This window comes from Streptomyces sp. NPDC059255, assembly GCF_042752355.1.
GTDB lineage: Bacteria > Actinomycetota > Actinomycetes > Streptomycetales > Streptomycetaceae > Streptomyces.
This window is the reverse complement of sequence record NZ_JBHYZP010000009.1, coordinates 51,405-65,942: the sequence shown is the minus strand read 5'-3', so window position 1 is coordinate 65,942 and position 14,538 is coordinate 51,405. Positions and strand designations below refer to the sequence as shown.

The 14,538-nt window shown below is 71.0% G+C and carries 15 protein-coding genes; 5 read left to right on the top strand and 10 right to left on the bottom strand.

The window, feature by feature from the left end; all coding sequences use genetic code 11:
* Positions 1–52: 52 nt before the first annotated feature.
* Positions 53–322 (bottom strand): DUF4031 domain-containing protein, encoded by a 270-nt coding sequence (locus tag ACFXKG_RS14095; protein ID WP_384837218.1) that lies wholly within the window; start codon positions 320–322, stop codon positions 53–55.
* Positions 319–813: a hypothetical protein gene (locus ACFXKG_RS14090; protein ID WP_384837215.1), complete on the bottom strand. Its 495-nt coding sequence runs from the start codon at positions 811–813 to the stop codon at positions 319–321. Before ACFXKG_RS14090 ends, ACFXKG_RS14095 begins: the two co-directional genes overlap by 4 nt.
* 80 nt (positions 814–893) lie before the next feature.
* Between ACFXKG_RS14090 and ACFXKG_RS14085 the strand changes: the two genes are divergently transcribed.
* The 4 genes from ACFXKG_RS14085 (at position 894) to ACFXKG_RS14070 (ending at position 4,778) form a co-directional block, all read left to right on the top strand.
* Positions 894–1,817, top strand: a complete 924-nt coding sequence (locus ACFXKG_RS14085) for a MurR/RpiR family transcriptional regulator (RefSeq protein ID WP_384837212.1) — start codon at positions 894–896, stop codon at positions 1,815–1,817.
* Positions 1,818–1,910: 93 nt separating this feature from the next.
* Positions 1,911–2,867, top strand: a complete 957-nt coding sequence (gene murQ, locus ACFXKG_RS14080) for an N-acetylmuramic acid 6-phosphate etherase (RefSeq protein ID WP_384837209.1) — start codon at positions 1,911–1,913, stop codon at positions 2,865–2,867.
* A gap of 40 nt (positions 2,868–2,907) precedes the next feature.
* Positions 2,908–4,536, top strand: coding sequence for a PTS transporter subunit EIIC (locus ACFXKG_RS14075; protein WP_384837206.1), 1,629 nt, complete (start codon positions 2,908–2,910; stop codon positions 4,534–4,536).
* Positions 4,533–4,778, top strand: a complete 246-nt coding sequence (locus tag ACFXKG_RS14070; RefSeq protein ID WP_384837202.1) for a DUF397 domain-containing protein — start codon at positions 4,533–4,535, stop codon at positions 4,776–4,778. Before ACFXKG_RS14075 ends, ACFXKG_RS14070 begins: the two co-directional genes overlap by 4 nt.
* Before the next feature lie 36 nt (positions 4,779–4,814).
* Here ACFXKG_RS14070 and ACFXKG_RS14065 read toward each other — a convergent pair whose 3' ends face one another.
* From ACFXKG_RS14065 to ACFXKG_RS14050, 4 genes are all read right to left on the bottom strand, one after another.
* Complete coding sequence (locus ACFXKG_RS14065) at positions 4,815–6,182, bottom strand: alkaline phosphatase (RefSeq protein WP_384837199.1); 1,368 nt, start codon at positions 6,180–6,182, stop codon at positions 4,815–4,817.
* A 189-nt stretch (positions 6,183–6,371) separates the two neighbouring features.
* Positions 6,372–7,805: an FG-GAP and VCBS repeat-containing protein gene (locus tag ACFXKG_RS14060; RefSeq protein ID WP_384837196.1), complete on the bottom strand. Its 1,434-nt coding sequence runs from the start codon at positions 7,803–7,805 to the stop codon at positions 6,372–6,374.
* A gap of 283 nt (positions 7,806–8,088) precedes the next feature.
* Positions 8,089–8,304 (bottom strand): hypothetical protein, encoded by a 216-nt coding sequence (locus ACFXKG_RS14055; protein WP_384837193.1) that lies wholly within the window; start codon positions 8,302–8,304, stop codon positions 8,089–8,091.
* A 170-nt stretch (positions 8,305–8,474) separates the two neighbouring features.
* Positions 8,475–9,461: an RNA polymerase sigma-70 factor gene (locus ACFXKG_RS14050; protein ID WP_384837190.1), complete on the bottom strand. Its 987-nt coding sequence runs from the start codon at positions 9,459–9,461 to the stop codon at positions 8,475–8,477.
* Between the two features lie 174 nt (positions 9,462–9,635).
* Here ACFXKG_RS14050 and ACFXKG_RS14045 point away from each other — a divergent pair, with 174 nt between their 5' ends.
* Positions 9,636–10,121: a carboxymuconolactone decarboxylase family protein gene (locus ACFXKG_RS14045; RefSeq protein WP_384837187.1), complete on the top strand. Its 486-nt coding sequence runs from the start codon at positions 9,636–9,638 to the stop codon at positions 10,119–10,121.
* 142 nt (positions 10,122–10,263) lie between these two features.
* Here ACFXKG_RS14045 and groL read toward each other — a convergent pair whose 3' ends face one another.
* The 4 genes from groL to thrC all read right to left on the bottom strand — a co-directional run bounded on the left by groL (position 10,264) and on the right by thrC (position 14,534).
* Positions 10,264–11,889, bottom strand: coding sequence for a chaperonin GroEL (gene groL / locus ACFXKG_RS14040; RefSeq protein WP_384837184.1), 1,626 nt, complete (start codon positions 11,887–11,889; stop codon positions 10,264–10,266).
* 423 nt (positions 11,890–12,312) lie between these two features.
* Complete coding sequence (locus ACFXKG_RS14035) at positions 12,313–12,516, bottom strand: cold-shock protein (RefSeq protein WP_005315736.1); 204 nt, start codon at positions 12,514–12,516, stop codon at positions 12,313–12,315.
* A gap of 359 nt (positions 12,517–12,875) precedes the next feature.
* The gene (locus ACFXKG_RS14030) at positions 12,876–13,151 is read right to left on the bottom strand and encodes a MoaD/ThiS family protein (protein ID WP_384837181.1); all 276 of its coding nucleotides are present in this window, start codon (positions 13,149–13,151) and stop codon (positions 12,876–12,878) included.
* A 90-nt stretch (positions 13,152–13,241) separates the two neighbouring features.
* Positions 13,242–14,534, bottom strand: coding sequence for a threonine synthase (gene thrC / locus ACFXKG_RS14025; protein ID WP_384837178.1), 1,293 nt, complete (start codon positions 14,532–14,534; stop codon positions 13,242–13,244).
* Between the last annotated feature and the right edge of the window lie 4 nt (positions 14,535–14,538).

The following is a 14,538-nucleotide window of genomic DNA, read 5'->3' as shown; positions in this document are numbered from 1 at the left end:
ACCGGATGCGCTATACCTTCAACAATAAGTGAGAGGCTATCACTCACCCGGCTCAGCCACCGGGCCGGTTCTTCCTGCGGCGCAACCCCGCCGCCATGATCCGCCGGACGAGTTCCTTCGAGCCGATCTCCACCGCACCGGCCCGCACGGCGTCCCCGTAACGCTCCGACGGCACGTCGTAGTGGTCCCGTTCGAAGGCGCGCGGCGGGCAGCCGATCGAGGCGGCGAAGGCGTGCAGTTCCTCGTAGGAGACGTCGCTGACCAGGTGCGACCACATCCGGCCGTGCCCCGGCCAGGTGGGCGGATCGATGTACACCGTCACGCCGCACCCGCCCCGCCCGGACCGCCGGGTCCACCCGGACCGCCCGCCCCGCCCAGCGCGCCGACCGCCGCGACCGCCACCCCCACCTTCCCGCACACCCAGTGCGGGTCGGGCCCCAGCTCCGGTTCCACCTCCAGCGCGTGCGGCTCGGCCCCCGCATCGCACACCGGGCAGAGCGGCCAGCGCCCGTACCGTTCCATCAGCGCGTCCTGGACGTCCTGGGCCACCAGCCCCGCCACGTACGCCACCCCCTCCGGCCACTGCGCGACCCACCAGCGGCGGTGCGACACCGACTCCTCGACCAGCGACACCACCTCGGGGCGTGCCACATCGCCCGCGGCCAGGTCGGCGAGGACCAGCGCGCGGGCGGCGTGCAGCGCCCGCTCCAGCGCATCGACCTCGGCATTCGGATGCGCGTCCGGGTTCGCGTCCGGATTGGGGTTCGGGCCCGGGTTCACGTCCGAGTTCACGTCCGGGTTCTCGTCGTCCATCCCGCAATTGTCACCCCGCCCCGCGACAGGACCCCGACGCAGGGGTTGACGGTCCGAAAACCCGAAAATATCTTTCAAGAGTGACCCACGATGTGAAGGAAAGTTTCAGGGGTGACGCTCCACCCGCCCCCGCCGCCCTCGCCGCCAAGGTACGCACCCTCGCCCCGACCATGACCCGCTCCATGCAGCTCGTCGCCGAAGCGGTCGCCGGCGACCCCGCCGGCTGCGCCGCCCTCACCGTCACCGGTCTCGCCGAGCTGACCGGCACCAGCGAGGCCACCGTCGTCCGCACCGCCCGGCTCCTCGGCTATCCCGGCTACCGCGATCTGCGCCTCGCCCTCGCCGGGCTCGCCGCCCAGCAGCAGTCCGGCCGCGCGCCCTCCGTCACCGCCGACATCGCCGTGGACGACCCCATCGGGGACGTCGTCACCAAGCTCGCCTACGACGAACAGCAGACCCTCGCCGACACCGCCGCCGGGCTCGACACCGTCCAGCTCGGCGCGGTCGTCGCCGCCTCCGTCGCCGCCCGCAGGATCGACATCTACGGCGTCGGCGCCTCCGCCCTCGTCGGCATGGACCTCGCGCAGAAGCTGCTGCGCATCGGCCTCATCGCGCACGCCCACAGCGACCCGCACCTCGCCGTCACCAACGCCGTCCAGCTCCAGCCCGGCGACGTGGCCATCGCCATCACCCACTCCGGCTCCACCGGCGACGCCATCGAACCGCTCCGCGTCGCCTTCGACCGGGGCGCGACGACGGTCGCCATCACCGGCCGCCCGGACAGCCCGGTCTCGCAGTACGCCGACCACGTGCTGACCACCTCCACGGCCCGCGAGAGCGAGCTGCGCCCGGCCGCCATGTCCAGCCGTACGAGTCAACTCCTCGTCGTCGACTGCCTGTTCATAGGCGTGGCGCAGCGTACGTACGAGACGGCCGCGCCCGCGCTCGCCGCGTCGTACGAAGCGCTCGCGCACCGCCACAGCCCGCGCAACAGCTCCCGCTGACGCACCGGTTCTCCCGCGCATCCCCTTTCACACCGGCACCCGCACCCCCGGAGCCCGGCGCCCGCACCCCCGGAAAGAAAGAGCCGCTTCCCCATGTCCTCAACGCACCACGGCCAGTACGGTGACCTCCGCGCCCAGCTCGACACCCTCACCACCGAGGCGTTCCGCCCCGAACTGGCCGAGATCGACACGCTCCCCACGCTCGACATCGCCCGGATCATGAACGGCGAGGACGCCACCGTCCCCGCCGCCGTCGCCGCCCAGCTCCCCCGTATCGCCGCCGCCATCGACGCCGCCGCCGAACGCGCGGCCCGCGGGGGCCGGCTGGTCTACGCGGGCGCCGGTACGGCGGGGCGGCTCGGCGTGCTGGACGCCAGCGAGTGCCCGCCGACGTTCAACACCGACCCGGACGAGGTCGTCGGCCTGATCGCGGGCGGGCCCGGCGCGATGGTCACCTCGGTCGAGGGGGCGGAGGACTCCAAGGAGCTGGCGGCGGCCGACCTGACGGCCATAAAACTGACCGCGGCGGACACGGTCGTCGGCGTCTCCGCCTCCGGCCGCACCCCGTACGCGGTCGGCGCCGTCGAGCACGCCCGCGCCCTCGGTGCGCTCACCATCGGCCTCTCCTGCAACGCGGACAGCGCGCTCGCGGCGGCGGCCGAACACGGCATCGAGGTCGTCGTCGGGCCCGAACTCCTCGCGGGCTCCACCCGGCTCAAGGCCGGTACGGCGCAGAAGCTCGTCCTCAACATGATCTCGACCATCACGATGATGCGGCGCGGCAAGACGTACGGAAACCTCATGGTCGACGTGCGCGCCTCCAACGACAAGCTGCGCGCCCGCTCCCGCCGGATCGTCTCGCTCGCCACCGGCGCGCCGGACGACGAGATCGAGTCCGCGCTCGCCGCCACCGGCGGCGAGGTCAAGAACGCCATCCTGCTCATCCTCGGCTCGGTCGACGGCCCGACGGCCGCCCGGCTCCTGACCGAGAACGACGGCCGGCTGCGCGCGGCGCTGCTCCGGGCCGCGGCACCCCCACGTACCCCCTGAGGCCCTCGGGCCCCCCGAACCAAGGCACGGTGCACCCCCCATGGAACAGCACAGCGAGACCAACGGCGGCGGGAACCGCGCCACCGCTCGGGCGCTCCTCCCGCTCCTCGGCGGCGCCGCGAACATCGCCTCCGTGGCCCACTGCATGACGCGGCTCCGTCTGGTCCTGCACGACCGGTCCCTGGTGCGCGAGGCGGAGTTGCGCGCGCTGCCCGCGGTGCTCGGCGTGGTGGCGGACGGGGCGGCGTACCAGATCGTGCTCGGCCCGGGAACGGCGGCGCGGGTGACGCCCGAGTTCGAGGGACTCGTGGCGACGGCCCGCGCGGCCTCCCGCACCACCGCCCCCACCGCTGCCACCGGCACTGCCGCCTCCACCGCCGCCACCGGCACTGCCGCCCCCACCGTCTCCACCGCCTCCACCGCCTCCACCGCCTCCACCGCCTCCACCGCGGACGAACTGTCCGCGCGCGGCGAGGCGATCAGGGCGGCGCGCGGGGCCGGGAACGCCACCCCGGTCCGGCTCCTCCTGCGCCGGATCGCCGGTATCTTCGTCCCGCTGATCCCCGCCCTCATCGGCTGCGGCATCATCGCCGGTCTCAACGGCCTGCTCACCAACCTCCACTGGCTCCCGTCCACCGCCCCCGCGCTCACCGCGCTCGCGTCCGGCTTCATGTCCCTGATCGCGGTCCTCGTCGGGCACAACACGGCGAAGGAGTTCGGCGGCACCCCCGTCCTGGGCGCCGCCGTCGCCGCGGTCGTCGTCTTCCCCGGCGTCACCCAGATCGAGGTCCTCGGCCGCCAACTCGCCCCGGGGCAGGGCGGGGTGCTGGGCGCGCTCGCCGCGGCCCTTCTCGCGGCGCACGTCGAGCGGTGGTGCCGGCGGTGGGTGCCGGAGGCGCTGGACATCCTCGTCACCCCGGCCCTGACCGTCCTCCTCCCCGGCCTGGCCACGCTCTACGGCCTGATGTACGTGGCCGGCGAAATCTCCACCGCCATCGGCGAGTTCGCCAACTGGCTGCTGTCCACCGGCGGTTCGGTGGCGGGCCTGGTGCTGGGCGGGCTGTTCCTGCCGCTGGTGATGCTGGGCCTGCACCAGGCGCTGATCCCTCTCCACACCACGCTCATCGAGCAGCAGGGCTACACCGTGCTGCTCCCGTTCCTCGCGATGGCCGGTGCCGGCCAGGTCGGCGCGGCGGCGGCGGTCCACGTACGCCTCCGGCACAACGCGTCCCTCCGGCGCACCATCCGGTCGGCCCTCCCCGCGGGCCTCCTGGGCGTGGGCGAGCCGCTGATCTACGGCGTCTCGCTCCCCCTGGGGCGCCCCTTCGTCACGGCGTGCGTGGGCGGCGCGGTCGGCGGCGGGGTCGTCGGCCTCTTCCACCAGCTCGGCACGGCGATCGGCGCGACGGCGATCGGCCCGTCGGGCTGGGCCCTGTTCCCCCTGCTGGCCGGCGGCCGGGGCCTCGGCGAGGCGGTCGCGGTGTACGGGAGCGGGCTGCTGGCCGGGTACGTCGCGGGCTTCGTCGCCACGTACTGCTTCGGTTTCACGCGCACGATGCTGACCGAGCTCAACGTGCCCGAACTGCCCTACGATCTACCGGGGGCCACCACGCGGTCACCGAGAGCATCCTCGGCAGTGGCCGAATCAGTGGCGGAGGACTACGCATGAAGAGCAGCAGCCAGAGCCAGGGGTACGACCTGAGCGCCGCGACGTGGCGGAAGTCCACGTACAGCGGCGGCACCGGTGGCAACTGCCTGGAGGTGGCCGTCGGTCCCGGCGGTCCCGGCGGCACGGTCCCGGTCCGCGACTCCAAGACCCCCCACATCCCGGGCCTGGTCTTCCGGGCCCGGGTGTGGTCGGTCTTCGTCACCGGGGTCAAGGCCGGCGCGTCCGCGCGGCCGGCCGCCTGACGCACGGCCGGCCGACGGGCGCGCCTACCGCGCTGATCAGCGCAGGCGCAGGGCCTCGCGGACCGTGGTGAAGAGGTCCGTCTGGTTGGTGACGCCGAGGACCCGGTACGCCTGCGGGCCCTGGGCGGCGATGCGCACCTGCGTGCCGGTGTGCTCCTGGGACTGGCCCGGCGTGTTGGTCGAGTAGTTGACCTTCAGCTGCTGGCCCTCGTCGGTGACGAGCGTGGAGGAGAGGCCGGGCGGGGTGGCCTCCAGCGGCACGATCTGGCTGGTGTGGCCGTGGTCGGCGGTGGTCACCACGAGCGTGTCGGGGTGCTTGGCCGCGTAGTCGCGGGCCGTCTTCACCGCGCGGTCGAACGCGGCCGTCTCGCCGATCTGGCCGCACGGGTCGGCCGCGTGGTCCTGCTTGTCGATCGAGGCGCCCTCGATCTGCAGGAAGAAGCCCTGCTTGCTCTTGCGCTGCTTCTGCTTCGCCTCCAGGAGCTGGATCGCCTTGGTCGCCTGGTCGGCGAGGGCGGGCGTGCCCGCCGGGCGGTTCGCGTTCGAGGTCGCACAGCGCTGCGGGGCCGTGCCGCCGGCCGCGGCGGCCTTGCCCGTCCACTCCACCGGCACGTTGCCGGGGGCGAACAGGCCGAGCACGGGCTTGCCCGCCTGTACGTTCTTCAGCCCGGCGGAGTCGGTGACGACCTGGTAGCCGAGCTGCTTCGCCTGCTCGGTCACCGTACGGCCCTTGTACGTGCCGTCGGTCACCTTCTGGTCGAACCGCTGCTTCCCGCCGCCGAGGAGCACGTCCACCTTGCGGTTGACGGACTGCTCGGCGATCGATCCCGGGCCGCCCGCGGCGATCTTGTCGGCCGGGCAGTTGGCCATGTCGGCCGGGCCCTGGCAGGAGCGGTCGGTGACGTGCGAGGCGAGCACCGCCGGGGTGGCGTCGGTCAGCTCGGACGTGGTGACGCTGCCGGTGGCGTACCCGCCCTTCTGCGCCAGTTCCAGGATCGTCGGCACGGCCTTGTTGCTGCCCGGCGTCTTGGAGATCCGGCCGTTGACCGTCTTGACGCCGGTCGCCCAGCCGGTGCCGCTGGCCGCGGAGTCGGTCACGTAGTCCGGGGTCCCGTCGGCGTGCACGGCGTACGTCGTGTAGGCGCCGGTCAGCGGGAACTTGTCCATGTTCAGGCGGCCGTTCGCGCCGACCGTGTAGTCACGGGCAAGCGTGATCTCCGAGTCGCCCATGCCGTCACCGATCAGCAGGATGACGTTCTTCGCCTTCCCGCTCTTGATCGCCTGCGCGGCCTGGTCCTTGGTGTCCCACGCGCCGGCGGTGGTGGTGACGGTAACGGCGGTCACGGCGGCGACCAGCGCGGCGCCGACGACGAGGTGACGGCGAGAGGGGTGCGGTCTGGGCATGGGTGGTTCTCCCTGATGCGATCGGCTGAGGGTGCCCATGGCACCCATGGCACCCAGCCCACCAGCGCGGGGTGAATCGACGGCGACATTCCCGCACTTCCGACACATCCGGTACATGACGGCAGTGCGGCCCGCCGCGTCACACGGCGGGCCGCACCGCCAGGTGCTTCCGCACCACCAGGGCTTCGGTCAGCCCGCGAAGCGGTAGCCGAAGTTCCCGCCGGAGGCGGGACCGCCCAGGGTGCCCAGGTGGAAGCTGGTGGATCCCACGCCGGTGACTCCGGTCGACGCGCCGGTCGGGAGCTTCCAGACGCGGCCCTTGTAACCGTCCTCGCCGTTGCCGCCGACGTACACCTCCGGGTTGCCGTCCCGGTCCGTGTCGATCACCGCCGTGGCCGAGCCGAAGTGGTCGTCGTTCTCGGAGGTGCTGGGGATGCCCTTGGCGTTCTGGGTGAAGGACTTCGCGCCCGTGGTGGTGATCCCGGAGGCGCTGCCGCGCAGCACGGTGATCGCACCCGAGGCCGTGGTGGTCGCCGGGTCGCCGCCGGTCTCGTACGCGGCGCCGATGATCAGGTCGGCGTAACCGTCCCGGTCGGTGTCGCCGATGGCCACGGCCGAGCCGAAGCGGTCGCCTTCCTCGTCCAGGCCCGGGACGCCGCTGGTGGCCTGCGAGTAGGAGCGGGCCTTCACCGTGTCGCTCACACCGTTCGGGCCGCCGTAGGCGACGTAGATCTTGTTCTGCTCCGGGTGGCCCGTGACCAGGTCCTGGTAGCCGTCCTTGTTCAGGTCGCCGAAGGCCGCGGGGTAATGGGTGCTGTACGCGTACGGGCCGCCGTAGGTGCTGCCCTTGACGAGGCCACCGGGCGAGCCCTTCAGCACCACACCGCCCGGCGTCCCGTTGCCGAGGACGACCCCGCCGCTGACGACGATGTCGTCGATCCCGTCGCCGGTCATGTCGCCGACGTGGACGGCGGAGGTCAGGAGCTTGTCCAGGGAGCCGGTGTTCCGGAACCAGACGCCGGCCGACGCGCCCGTCGTGCGGTCGAGCGGGCCGAGCCGTACGGAGAGGCCGTACGAGGCGCCGTTGTTGCCGCGGGTGATGAAGTCGTCGATCCCGTCGCCGTTGACGTCGCCCACGCCGACGGTGCCGCCGAGGACCTTCGGGTCGTCGGCCCGGTAGCTGCCGGTCGTGACGGTGGTGCCCGCGCCGGTGATGCCCTTCGCACTTCCCCAGAGCACCGTGTTCTTCTCGGCCCAGTTGACCACCAGGTCGTCGTAGCCGTCGCCGTCGAGGTCCCCGTGGGCGGTGACGGCCCGCCACTGACCGTTCTCGGCCGGCTCGCCGGGGACGCCCGGGGTGGCCTGGCTGATGACCGATGCCGTGTCGTACCGCAGGCCGGTGGCGGAACCGTACGCGACGGTGACGACGCCCGCCCGCTTGACGCCGTTCACGGTCGCGGTGTGCGCGCCGATGGCGAGGTCCGGATAGCCGTCGCCGTTGAAGTCCGCCCCCGCCCCCGTACGCGCGGCCGCCGTGCCGTCCGCGGCGGCCGGTGTCGCCGCGACCAAGCCGAGCAGAGTGACCGCGCACGCGGCAGCCGTGGTGAGCGCTCTTGCGCGCATCAGAACCCCCCAGGTTCCCGTGGCGGCCCGATGAGGGGCCGCCGAAAGCTGAACGGCTGTGATCATACGACCTCCTCCCGACCCGTCACTTACCGCCGGTCCTTCTTTACATGCGGAGCCGACCCCCTTACTTATCAAGGGAATGCGGTAGTCAATATCCTTTGACGATTCACCGGGAAAACGTGAACCGGAGATTCGCACGCACATCACTCGCCCTTACGTCCCGCACCACGCCGGCCGTCGCCGGCACCCTGGCCGGGGCGACATCCGTGCAGGCCACGTACTACAGCGGGGGCATGCCGGGCCGGTCGTTCCATGTCAAGACCGCCGGCATCGACGACCAATGAGTCACGTACTTCAAAACCGGCCGATCGAACTGGAACAACGCGGGCGCCGGGGCGAAGACCGGGCGTAAGCCGAGCGCGAAGTCGTCCTTCACCGCCGCTCGCCACAGCGCGAGACGGTACGGAATACATTCGCCTTCCGGGTCCTGCCACATCAATCGGATCTTCAAGATCCAGGTGAATGCGAGGACCCTCGACCGGGATGCCGGTTCCACGTACGACCAGTGGGTCCGCAACACCACCACGCACGAACTCGGGCACGCGCTGAGCCTCGACGGCAATCCTGGGAGCGGCTTTCCCCGCCCGGTACCCGGCGGCGCGGGGCTCAGCGGCGCAGGGCGGTCTCCCGCCGCATGTGCGACAGCTTCTCGGGGTTGCGCACCGCGTAGAGCCCGGTGATGAGGCCGTCGTCGATGCGCACCGCCATGACCGTGTCCATCTCGCCGTCGAGTTGGACGATCAGCGCCGGGCAGGCGTTGACCTGGGCCGGCCGCAGCGTCGCCGCGGTGACCCTGCCGAGGCCGTGCGTGAGCAGGCGGGCCACCTTGTCGGCCCCCACGACGGGCCGCAGGACGGCCTGTTTGATGCCGCCGCCGTCGCCGAGGAGGACGACGTCCGGCGCGAGGATGTCGACCAGGCCCTGGAGATCGCCCGTCTCGACCGCCCGCGTGAACGCGTCGAGCGCGTTCCGGGTCTCGGCCTGGGACACGGTCCCGCGCGGACGGCGCGCCGCGACATGGGCCCGGGCCCGGTGCGCGATCTGACGGACCGCCGTCGGGCTCTTCCCGACGGCCTCGGCGATCTCGTCGTATCCGAGGTCGAACACCTCGCGCAGCACGAACACCGCCCGCTCCGTCGGCGTGAGCGTCTCCATCACCAGCAGCATCGCCATCGAGACGCTGTCGGCCAGCTCGACGTCCTCGGCCACGTCGGGCGCGGTGAGCAGCGGCTCGGGCAGCCAGGTGCCGACGTAGGACTCCTTGCGGCGGCCGAGCGTACGCAGCCGGCTCAGCGCCTGACGGGTGGTGATCCGGACCAGATACGCGCGCGGCTCCCGCACCGTGCCGGGGTCGACGCCCGCCCAGCGCAGCCAGGTCTCCTGGAGGACGTCCTCCGCGTCGGCGGCGGAGCCGAGCATCTCGTAGGCGACGGTGAAGAGCAGGTTGCGATGGGCGACGAACGCTTCGGTGGCGGGATCCGCGCGCCGCCCGTCCGCCGGTTCCCCCTGCTCCCCCTGCTCCCCCTGCTCCCCCTGCTCCCCCGGCCGGCCGTGCTCGCCGTGGCCGCCGTGCTCGCCGTGCTCGTTCCTCACCGGCTGCTCCTGCCTGTTCGCTCCGGACGGGTGCCCCGCGCACAAGACGCCGGTCCCCGCGGCTCTGTGACACCCGCGAGCGGTGGCGTACGTCACATGGCCGTCCTGTCACAGGGGGCGGGCCGCCGGCATCTCGTGTTCATCCAGTGCAACACCACGAGTGAGGATCCTGTGATGGACGCCCGATTCAATCTGTTCGAGAACCCGGTCGCCGGCAAGTTCGCCAAGCGGTTCGCCGGTGCCGCCCTGGTGATCCACCAGTCGTCGCTGCCGGCCGCCACGCAGGAGCTGGTGTCGCTGCGCGCCAGCCAGATCAACGGCTGCGGGCACTGCATCGACATGCACACCAAGGAGGCCGCGGCGGCCGGTGAGACCGCGGTCCGGCTCAGCCTGGTCGCCGCCTGGCGCGAGTCCACCGTGTTCACCGAGGCCGAGCAGGCCGCGCTGGCGCTCGCCGAGGAGGGCACCCGGCTCGCCGACGCCCACCAGGGCGTGTCCGACGAGACCTGGGCGCGGGTGCGCGAGCACTACGACGACGACCAGACCGCCGCGTTGGTCTCCCTGGTCGCCCTGATCAACGCGGCCAACCGGCTCGCCGTGATCGTGCACCAGCGGGGCGGCTCGTACGAGGTCGGCATGTTCGCCGCCGCGGTGAGCTGACGCCGTGAGCTGACGCGGAAAACACCGAGGGCGGCACCTCTTCGGCCCGGTCGGGTCCAAGAGGTGCCGCCCTCGGTTCAGGACGGTCGATCAACCGGTCGGCCGACCGGACGCGGCGGGCGTCCGGGCGGCCTCGGGTGGATCAGAAGTCCATGTCACCGCCCGGCATGCCGCCGCCGGCCGGGGCCGCGCCGGCCTTCTCCGGCTTGTCGGCGATGACGGCCTCGGTGGTGAGGAACAGCGCGGCGATGGACGCGGCGTTCTGCAGCGCGGAACGCGTGACCTTCGCCGGGTCGATGATGCCCTCGGCGATCATGTCGACGTACTCGCCGGTCGCGGCGTTCAGGCCGTGACCGACCGTCAGGTTGCGGACCTTCTCGACGACGACGCCGCCCTCAAGACCAGCGTTGACGGCGATCTGCTTGAGCGGAGCCTCCAGCGCGAGCTTGACGGCCTGCGCGCCGGTCGCCTCGTCGCCCGTCAGCTCGAGCTTCTCGAAGACCGAGGCAGCCTGGAGCAGAGCCACGCCACCACCGGCGACGATGCCCTCCTCGACGGCGGCCTTGGCGTTGCGCACCGCGTCCTCGATGCGGTGCTTGCGCTCCTTGAGCTCGACCTCGGTCGCGGCGCCGGCCTTGATGACGGCTACGCCGCCGGCCAGCTTCGCGAGGCGCTCCTGGAGCTTCTCGCGGTCGTAGTCCGAGTCGCTGTTCTCGATCTCGGCGCGGATCTGGCTGACCCGTCCCGCGACCTGGTCGCTGTCGCCGCCACCGTCGACGATGGTCGTCTCGTCCTTGGTGATGACGACGTTGCGGGCGCGGCCGAGCAGGTCGAGACCGGCGTTCTCCAGCTTGAGGCCGACCTCCTCGGAGATGACCGTGCCGCCGGTGAGGATGGCGATGTCGTTCAGCATCGCCTTGCGGCGGTCACCGAAGCCCGGAGCCTTGACGGCGACGGACTTGAAGGTGCCCTTGAGCTTGTTGACGACCAGGGTCGACAGGGCCTCGCCCTCGACGTCCTCGGCGATGATCAGCAGCGACTTGCCGGACTGGATGACCTTCTCCAGCAGGGGAAGGAGGTCCTTCACGCTGCCGATCTTGGAGTTGGCGATCAGGATGTACGGGTCGTCGAGCGACGCCTCCATACGCTCCATGTCCGTGGCGAAGTACGCCGAGATGTAGCCCTTGTCGAAGCGCATGCCCTCGGTGAGCTCAAGCTCAAGTCCGAAGGTCTGCGACTCCTCGACGGTGATGACGCCTTCCTTGCCGACCTTGTCCATCGCCTCGGCGATGAGCTCGCCGATCTGCGTGTCAGCGGCGGAGATGGAGGCCGTCGAAGCGATCTGCTCCTTGGTCTCCACGTCCTTGGCCTGCTCCAGCAGGGCGCCGGAGACGGCCTCGACGGCCTTCTCGATGCCGCGCTTGAGGGCCATCGGGTTGGCGCCGGCCGCCACGTTGCGCAGGCCCTCGCGGACGAGCGCCTGGGCGAGGACGGTCGCGGTGGTCGTACCGTCACCGGCGACGTCGTCCGTCTTCTTGGCGACTTCCTTGACCAGCTCGGCGCCGATCTTCTCGTACGGGTCCTCGAGCTCGATCTCCTTGGCGATGGAAACACCATCGTTGGTGATCGTGGGGGCGCCCCACTTCTTCTCGAGGACGACGTTGCGGCCCTTGGGACCAAGGGTGACCTTGACGGCGTCGGCGAGCTGGTTCATCCCGCGCTCGAGACCGCGCCGTGCCTCCTCGTCGAACGCGATGATCTTGGCCATGTGAAGTGGTCCTCCCGGACGGATGGGGTCTCCCCTGCTCGAACGCAGTTGAGAGCTTGGGGAAGGATTGCTCCGGACCGCGCTGGCGCCCGCGACGGACGGCCTGAGAGTCGCTGGTTCCTTGCCCCACCGACTCTTCGGGCCTCACCGACCCGGTCCTTAAGTTGTCACTCTCACTCGCAGAGTGCTAACGCCAATAATTAGCACTCGACCCATGAGAGTGCAAGCGCCTACAGGGGTCATCGAGGGGTGGCGGGTGGGCGCAAGGGCCTGAGGACTTCGCCCCCGGAGCCGACCGGAGCCGAGGGGACACGCATGAGGGGCCCGTATCCCGGTGCGGGATACGGGCCCCTCATGCGTGAGTGGGTGCAGAGTGCGTACTGACTGCGTACGTGAGTGCGTCGGTGGCCGATCGCGCCGGGATCAGACGGCGAGCTTGACCATGTCCGCCTGCGGACCCTTCTGGCCCTGCGAGATCTCGAACTCCACTCGCTGACCTTCTTCAAGGGTGCGGTAACCGTCCATCTGGATCGCGCTGTAGTGGACGAATACATCCGCACCACCGTCGACCGCGATGAAGCCGTAGCCCTTCTCCGCGTTGAACCACTTGACGGTGCCCTGAGCCATGCCAACTCCCCTATTACTGGCCCTTGGACGGGGCCACACTTCGCGCCGGAACGCGTCGACCGCGGCTGAATGTATCTGCCCAACTGCCCTCTGCAACAGGTCAATCGGACGAGAAATCTGGGCATGGCCGAACACGCATAGTGCTGAATCCACTGCGTTCCGGGGCAAGTCGGGCCGGGCAAAGGGTACGTACACCACATACGGCGCCAGGACTTTGCCCTCATGTTGTCGCGTTCTCGCTCGCGTTGGGAGCGGGCGACGGCGGGGCGTTCCCTTACTCTACCGTGCTCAACCATGTAGAACGGCCCCCTCCGCTTCTGTCGCGGAGAGGACCGTTTCCCTTACGGAGCGCGGCTGTGTCAGCCTCCGGCGACCGCCGGGATGATGGAGATGCCCGCGCCCGCCGGGGTGGCCGTCTCCAGGCCCTGCTCGAAGCGGACGTCGTCGTCGTTCACGTACACGTTCACGAAGCGGCGCAGCTTGCCCTCGTCGTCCAGGACGCGCGCGGCGATGCCCGGGTGGCTCGTCTCCAGGGACTGGATGACCTCGGAGAGGTTCGCGCCCTCCGCGGGGACTTCGGCCTGGCCGGCGGTGTAGGTGCGGAGGATGGTGGGGATACGGACCTTGACGCTCATGATGGGACCTTTCTGCGAAGTCGGAGTCGGAGCGGGTGATCGGCCTGACGGATCACTCGGTTCGTCAGCGGGGTCAGCTTGGCCGCGTGATCAGCTCGCGGCAAGACCGGCTTCGCGGAACGCGTCGAGGCTCGGGCGGATCGTCGCCGTCGGACCGGTCGTCGGCGCCACGGCGTCCAGCGTCTTGAGCCCGTCACCGGTGTTGAGGACGACCGTGGTGAGGGCCGGGTCGAGGACGCCGGCCTCGATGAGCTTCTTCGTCACGCCGACGGTCACCCCGCCCGCGGTCTCGGCGAAGATGCCCTCGGTGCGCGCCAGCAGCTTGATCGCGTCGACGATCTGCTCGTCGTTCACGTCCTCCACCGCGCCGCCGGTGCGCCGGGCGATGTCCAGGACGTACGGTCCGTCGGCCGGGTTGCCGATCGCCAGGGACTTGGCGATGGTGTCCGGCTTCTGCGGCCGTACGACGTCGTGCCCGGCCTTGAAGGCGGTGGAGACCGGCGAGCAGCCCTCGGCCTGGGCGCCGAAGATCTTGTAGGGGCGGTCCTCGACGAGCCCCAGCCTGATCAGCTCCTGGAGCCCCTTGTCGATCTTCGTGAGCTGCGATCCGGAGGCGATCGGGATGACGATCTGGTCCGGCAGCCGCCAGCCGAGCTGCTCGCAGATCTCGTACGCGAGGGTCTTGGAGCCCTCTCCGTAGTACGGCCGCAGGTTGACGTTGACGAAGCCCCAGCCCTCGCCCAGCGGGTCGCCGATGAGCTCGGAGCAGAAGCGGTTGACGTCGTCGTAGTTGCCCTCGATGCCGACCAGGTCGCCGCCGTACACCGCGGCCATGACGACCTTGCCCTGCTCCAGGTCGTGCGGGATGAACACGCAGGAGCGGAAACCGGCGCGGGCCGCCGCGGCGCCGACGGCGCCCGCGAGGTTGCCGGTGGAGGAGCAGGAGAGGGTGGTGAAGCCGAAGGCGCGCGCGGCCTCGACGGCGATGGCGACGACGCGGTCCTTGAAGGAGTGCGTCGGGTTGCCGGAGTCGTCCTTGATGTGGAGCGAGCCGGTGATGCCCAGCTCACGGGCGAGGTTGTCGGCCTTGACCAGCTTCGTGAAACCCGGGTTGATGTTGGGCTTCGAGGCGACGTCCGCGGGGACGGGCAGCAGCGGCGCGTACCGCCAGATGTTGTCCGGGCCCTCGGCGATGCGCTTCTTCAGCTCTTCGGGGTCCCCGCTCGGCAGGTCGTACGCGACTTCGAGCGGCCCGAAACAGCTCGCACAGGCGAAGATGGGGCCGAGGTCGAAACGCTCTCCGCATTCGCGGCACGAGAGCGCGGCGGCGGGTCCGAGGTCGACGGTCGCGTCGGTACCGCTCCGGACGGTCTGCACAGCCATGATG

Bases quoted from the DNA above. Each gene is read 5' to 3' on its own strand.
- groL (WP_384837184.1), bottom strand. From the start codon at position 11,889: ATGGCCAAGATCATCGCGTTCGACGAGGAGGCACGGCGCGGTCTCGAG.
- ACFXKG_RS14035 (WP_005315736.1), bottom strand. From the start codon at position 12,516: ATGGCTCAGGGCACCGTCAAGTGGTTCAACGCGGAGAAGGGCTACGGC.
- ACFXKG_RS14075 (WP_384837206.1), top strand. From the start codon at position 2,908: ATGGAACAGCACAGCGAGACCAACGGCGGCGGGAACCGCGCCACCGCT.
- ACFXKG_RS14030 (WP_384837181.1), bottom strand. From the start codon at position 13,151: ATGAGCGTCAAGGTCCGTATCCCCACCATCCTCCGCACCTACACCGCC.
- ACFXKG_RS14045 (WP_384837187.1), top strand. From the start codon at position 9,636: ATGGACGCCCGATTCAATCTGTTCGAGAACCCGGTCGCCGGCAAGTTC.
- ACFXKG_RS14065 (WP_384837199.1), bottom strand. From the start codon at position 6,182: ATGCCCAGACCGCACCCCTCTCGCCGTCACCTCGTCGTCGGCGCCGCG.
- ACFXKG_RS14070 (WP_384837202.1), top strand. From the start codon at position 4,533: ATGAAGAGCAGCAGCCAGAGCCAGGGGTACGACCTGAGCGCCGCGACG.
- ACFXKG_RS14055 (WP_384837193.1), bottom strand. From the start codon at position 8,304: ATGTGGCAGGACCCGGAAGGCGAATGTATTCCGTACCGTCTCGCGCTG.
- thrC (WP_384837178.1), bottom strand. From the start codon at position 14,534: ATGGCTGTGCAGACCGTCCGGAGCGGTACCGACGCGACCGTCGACCTC.
- ACFXKG_RS14060 (WP_384837196.1), bottom strand. From the start codon at position 7,805: ATGCGCGCAAGAGCGCTCACCACGGCTGCCGCGTGCGCGGTCACTCTG.
- murQ (WP_384837209.1), top strand. From the start codon at position 1,911: ATGTCCTCAACGCACCACGGCCAGTACGGTGACCTCCGCGCCCAGCTC.
- ACFXKG_RS14090 (WP_384837215.1), bottom strand. From the start codon at position 813: ATGGACGACGAGAACCCGGACGTGAACTCGGACGTGAACCCGGGCCCG.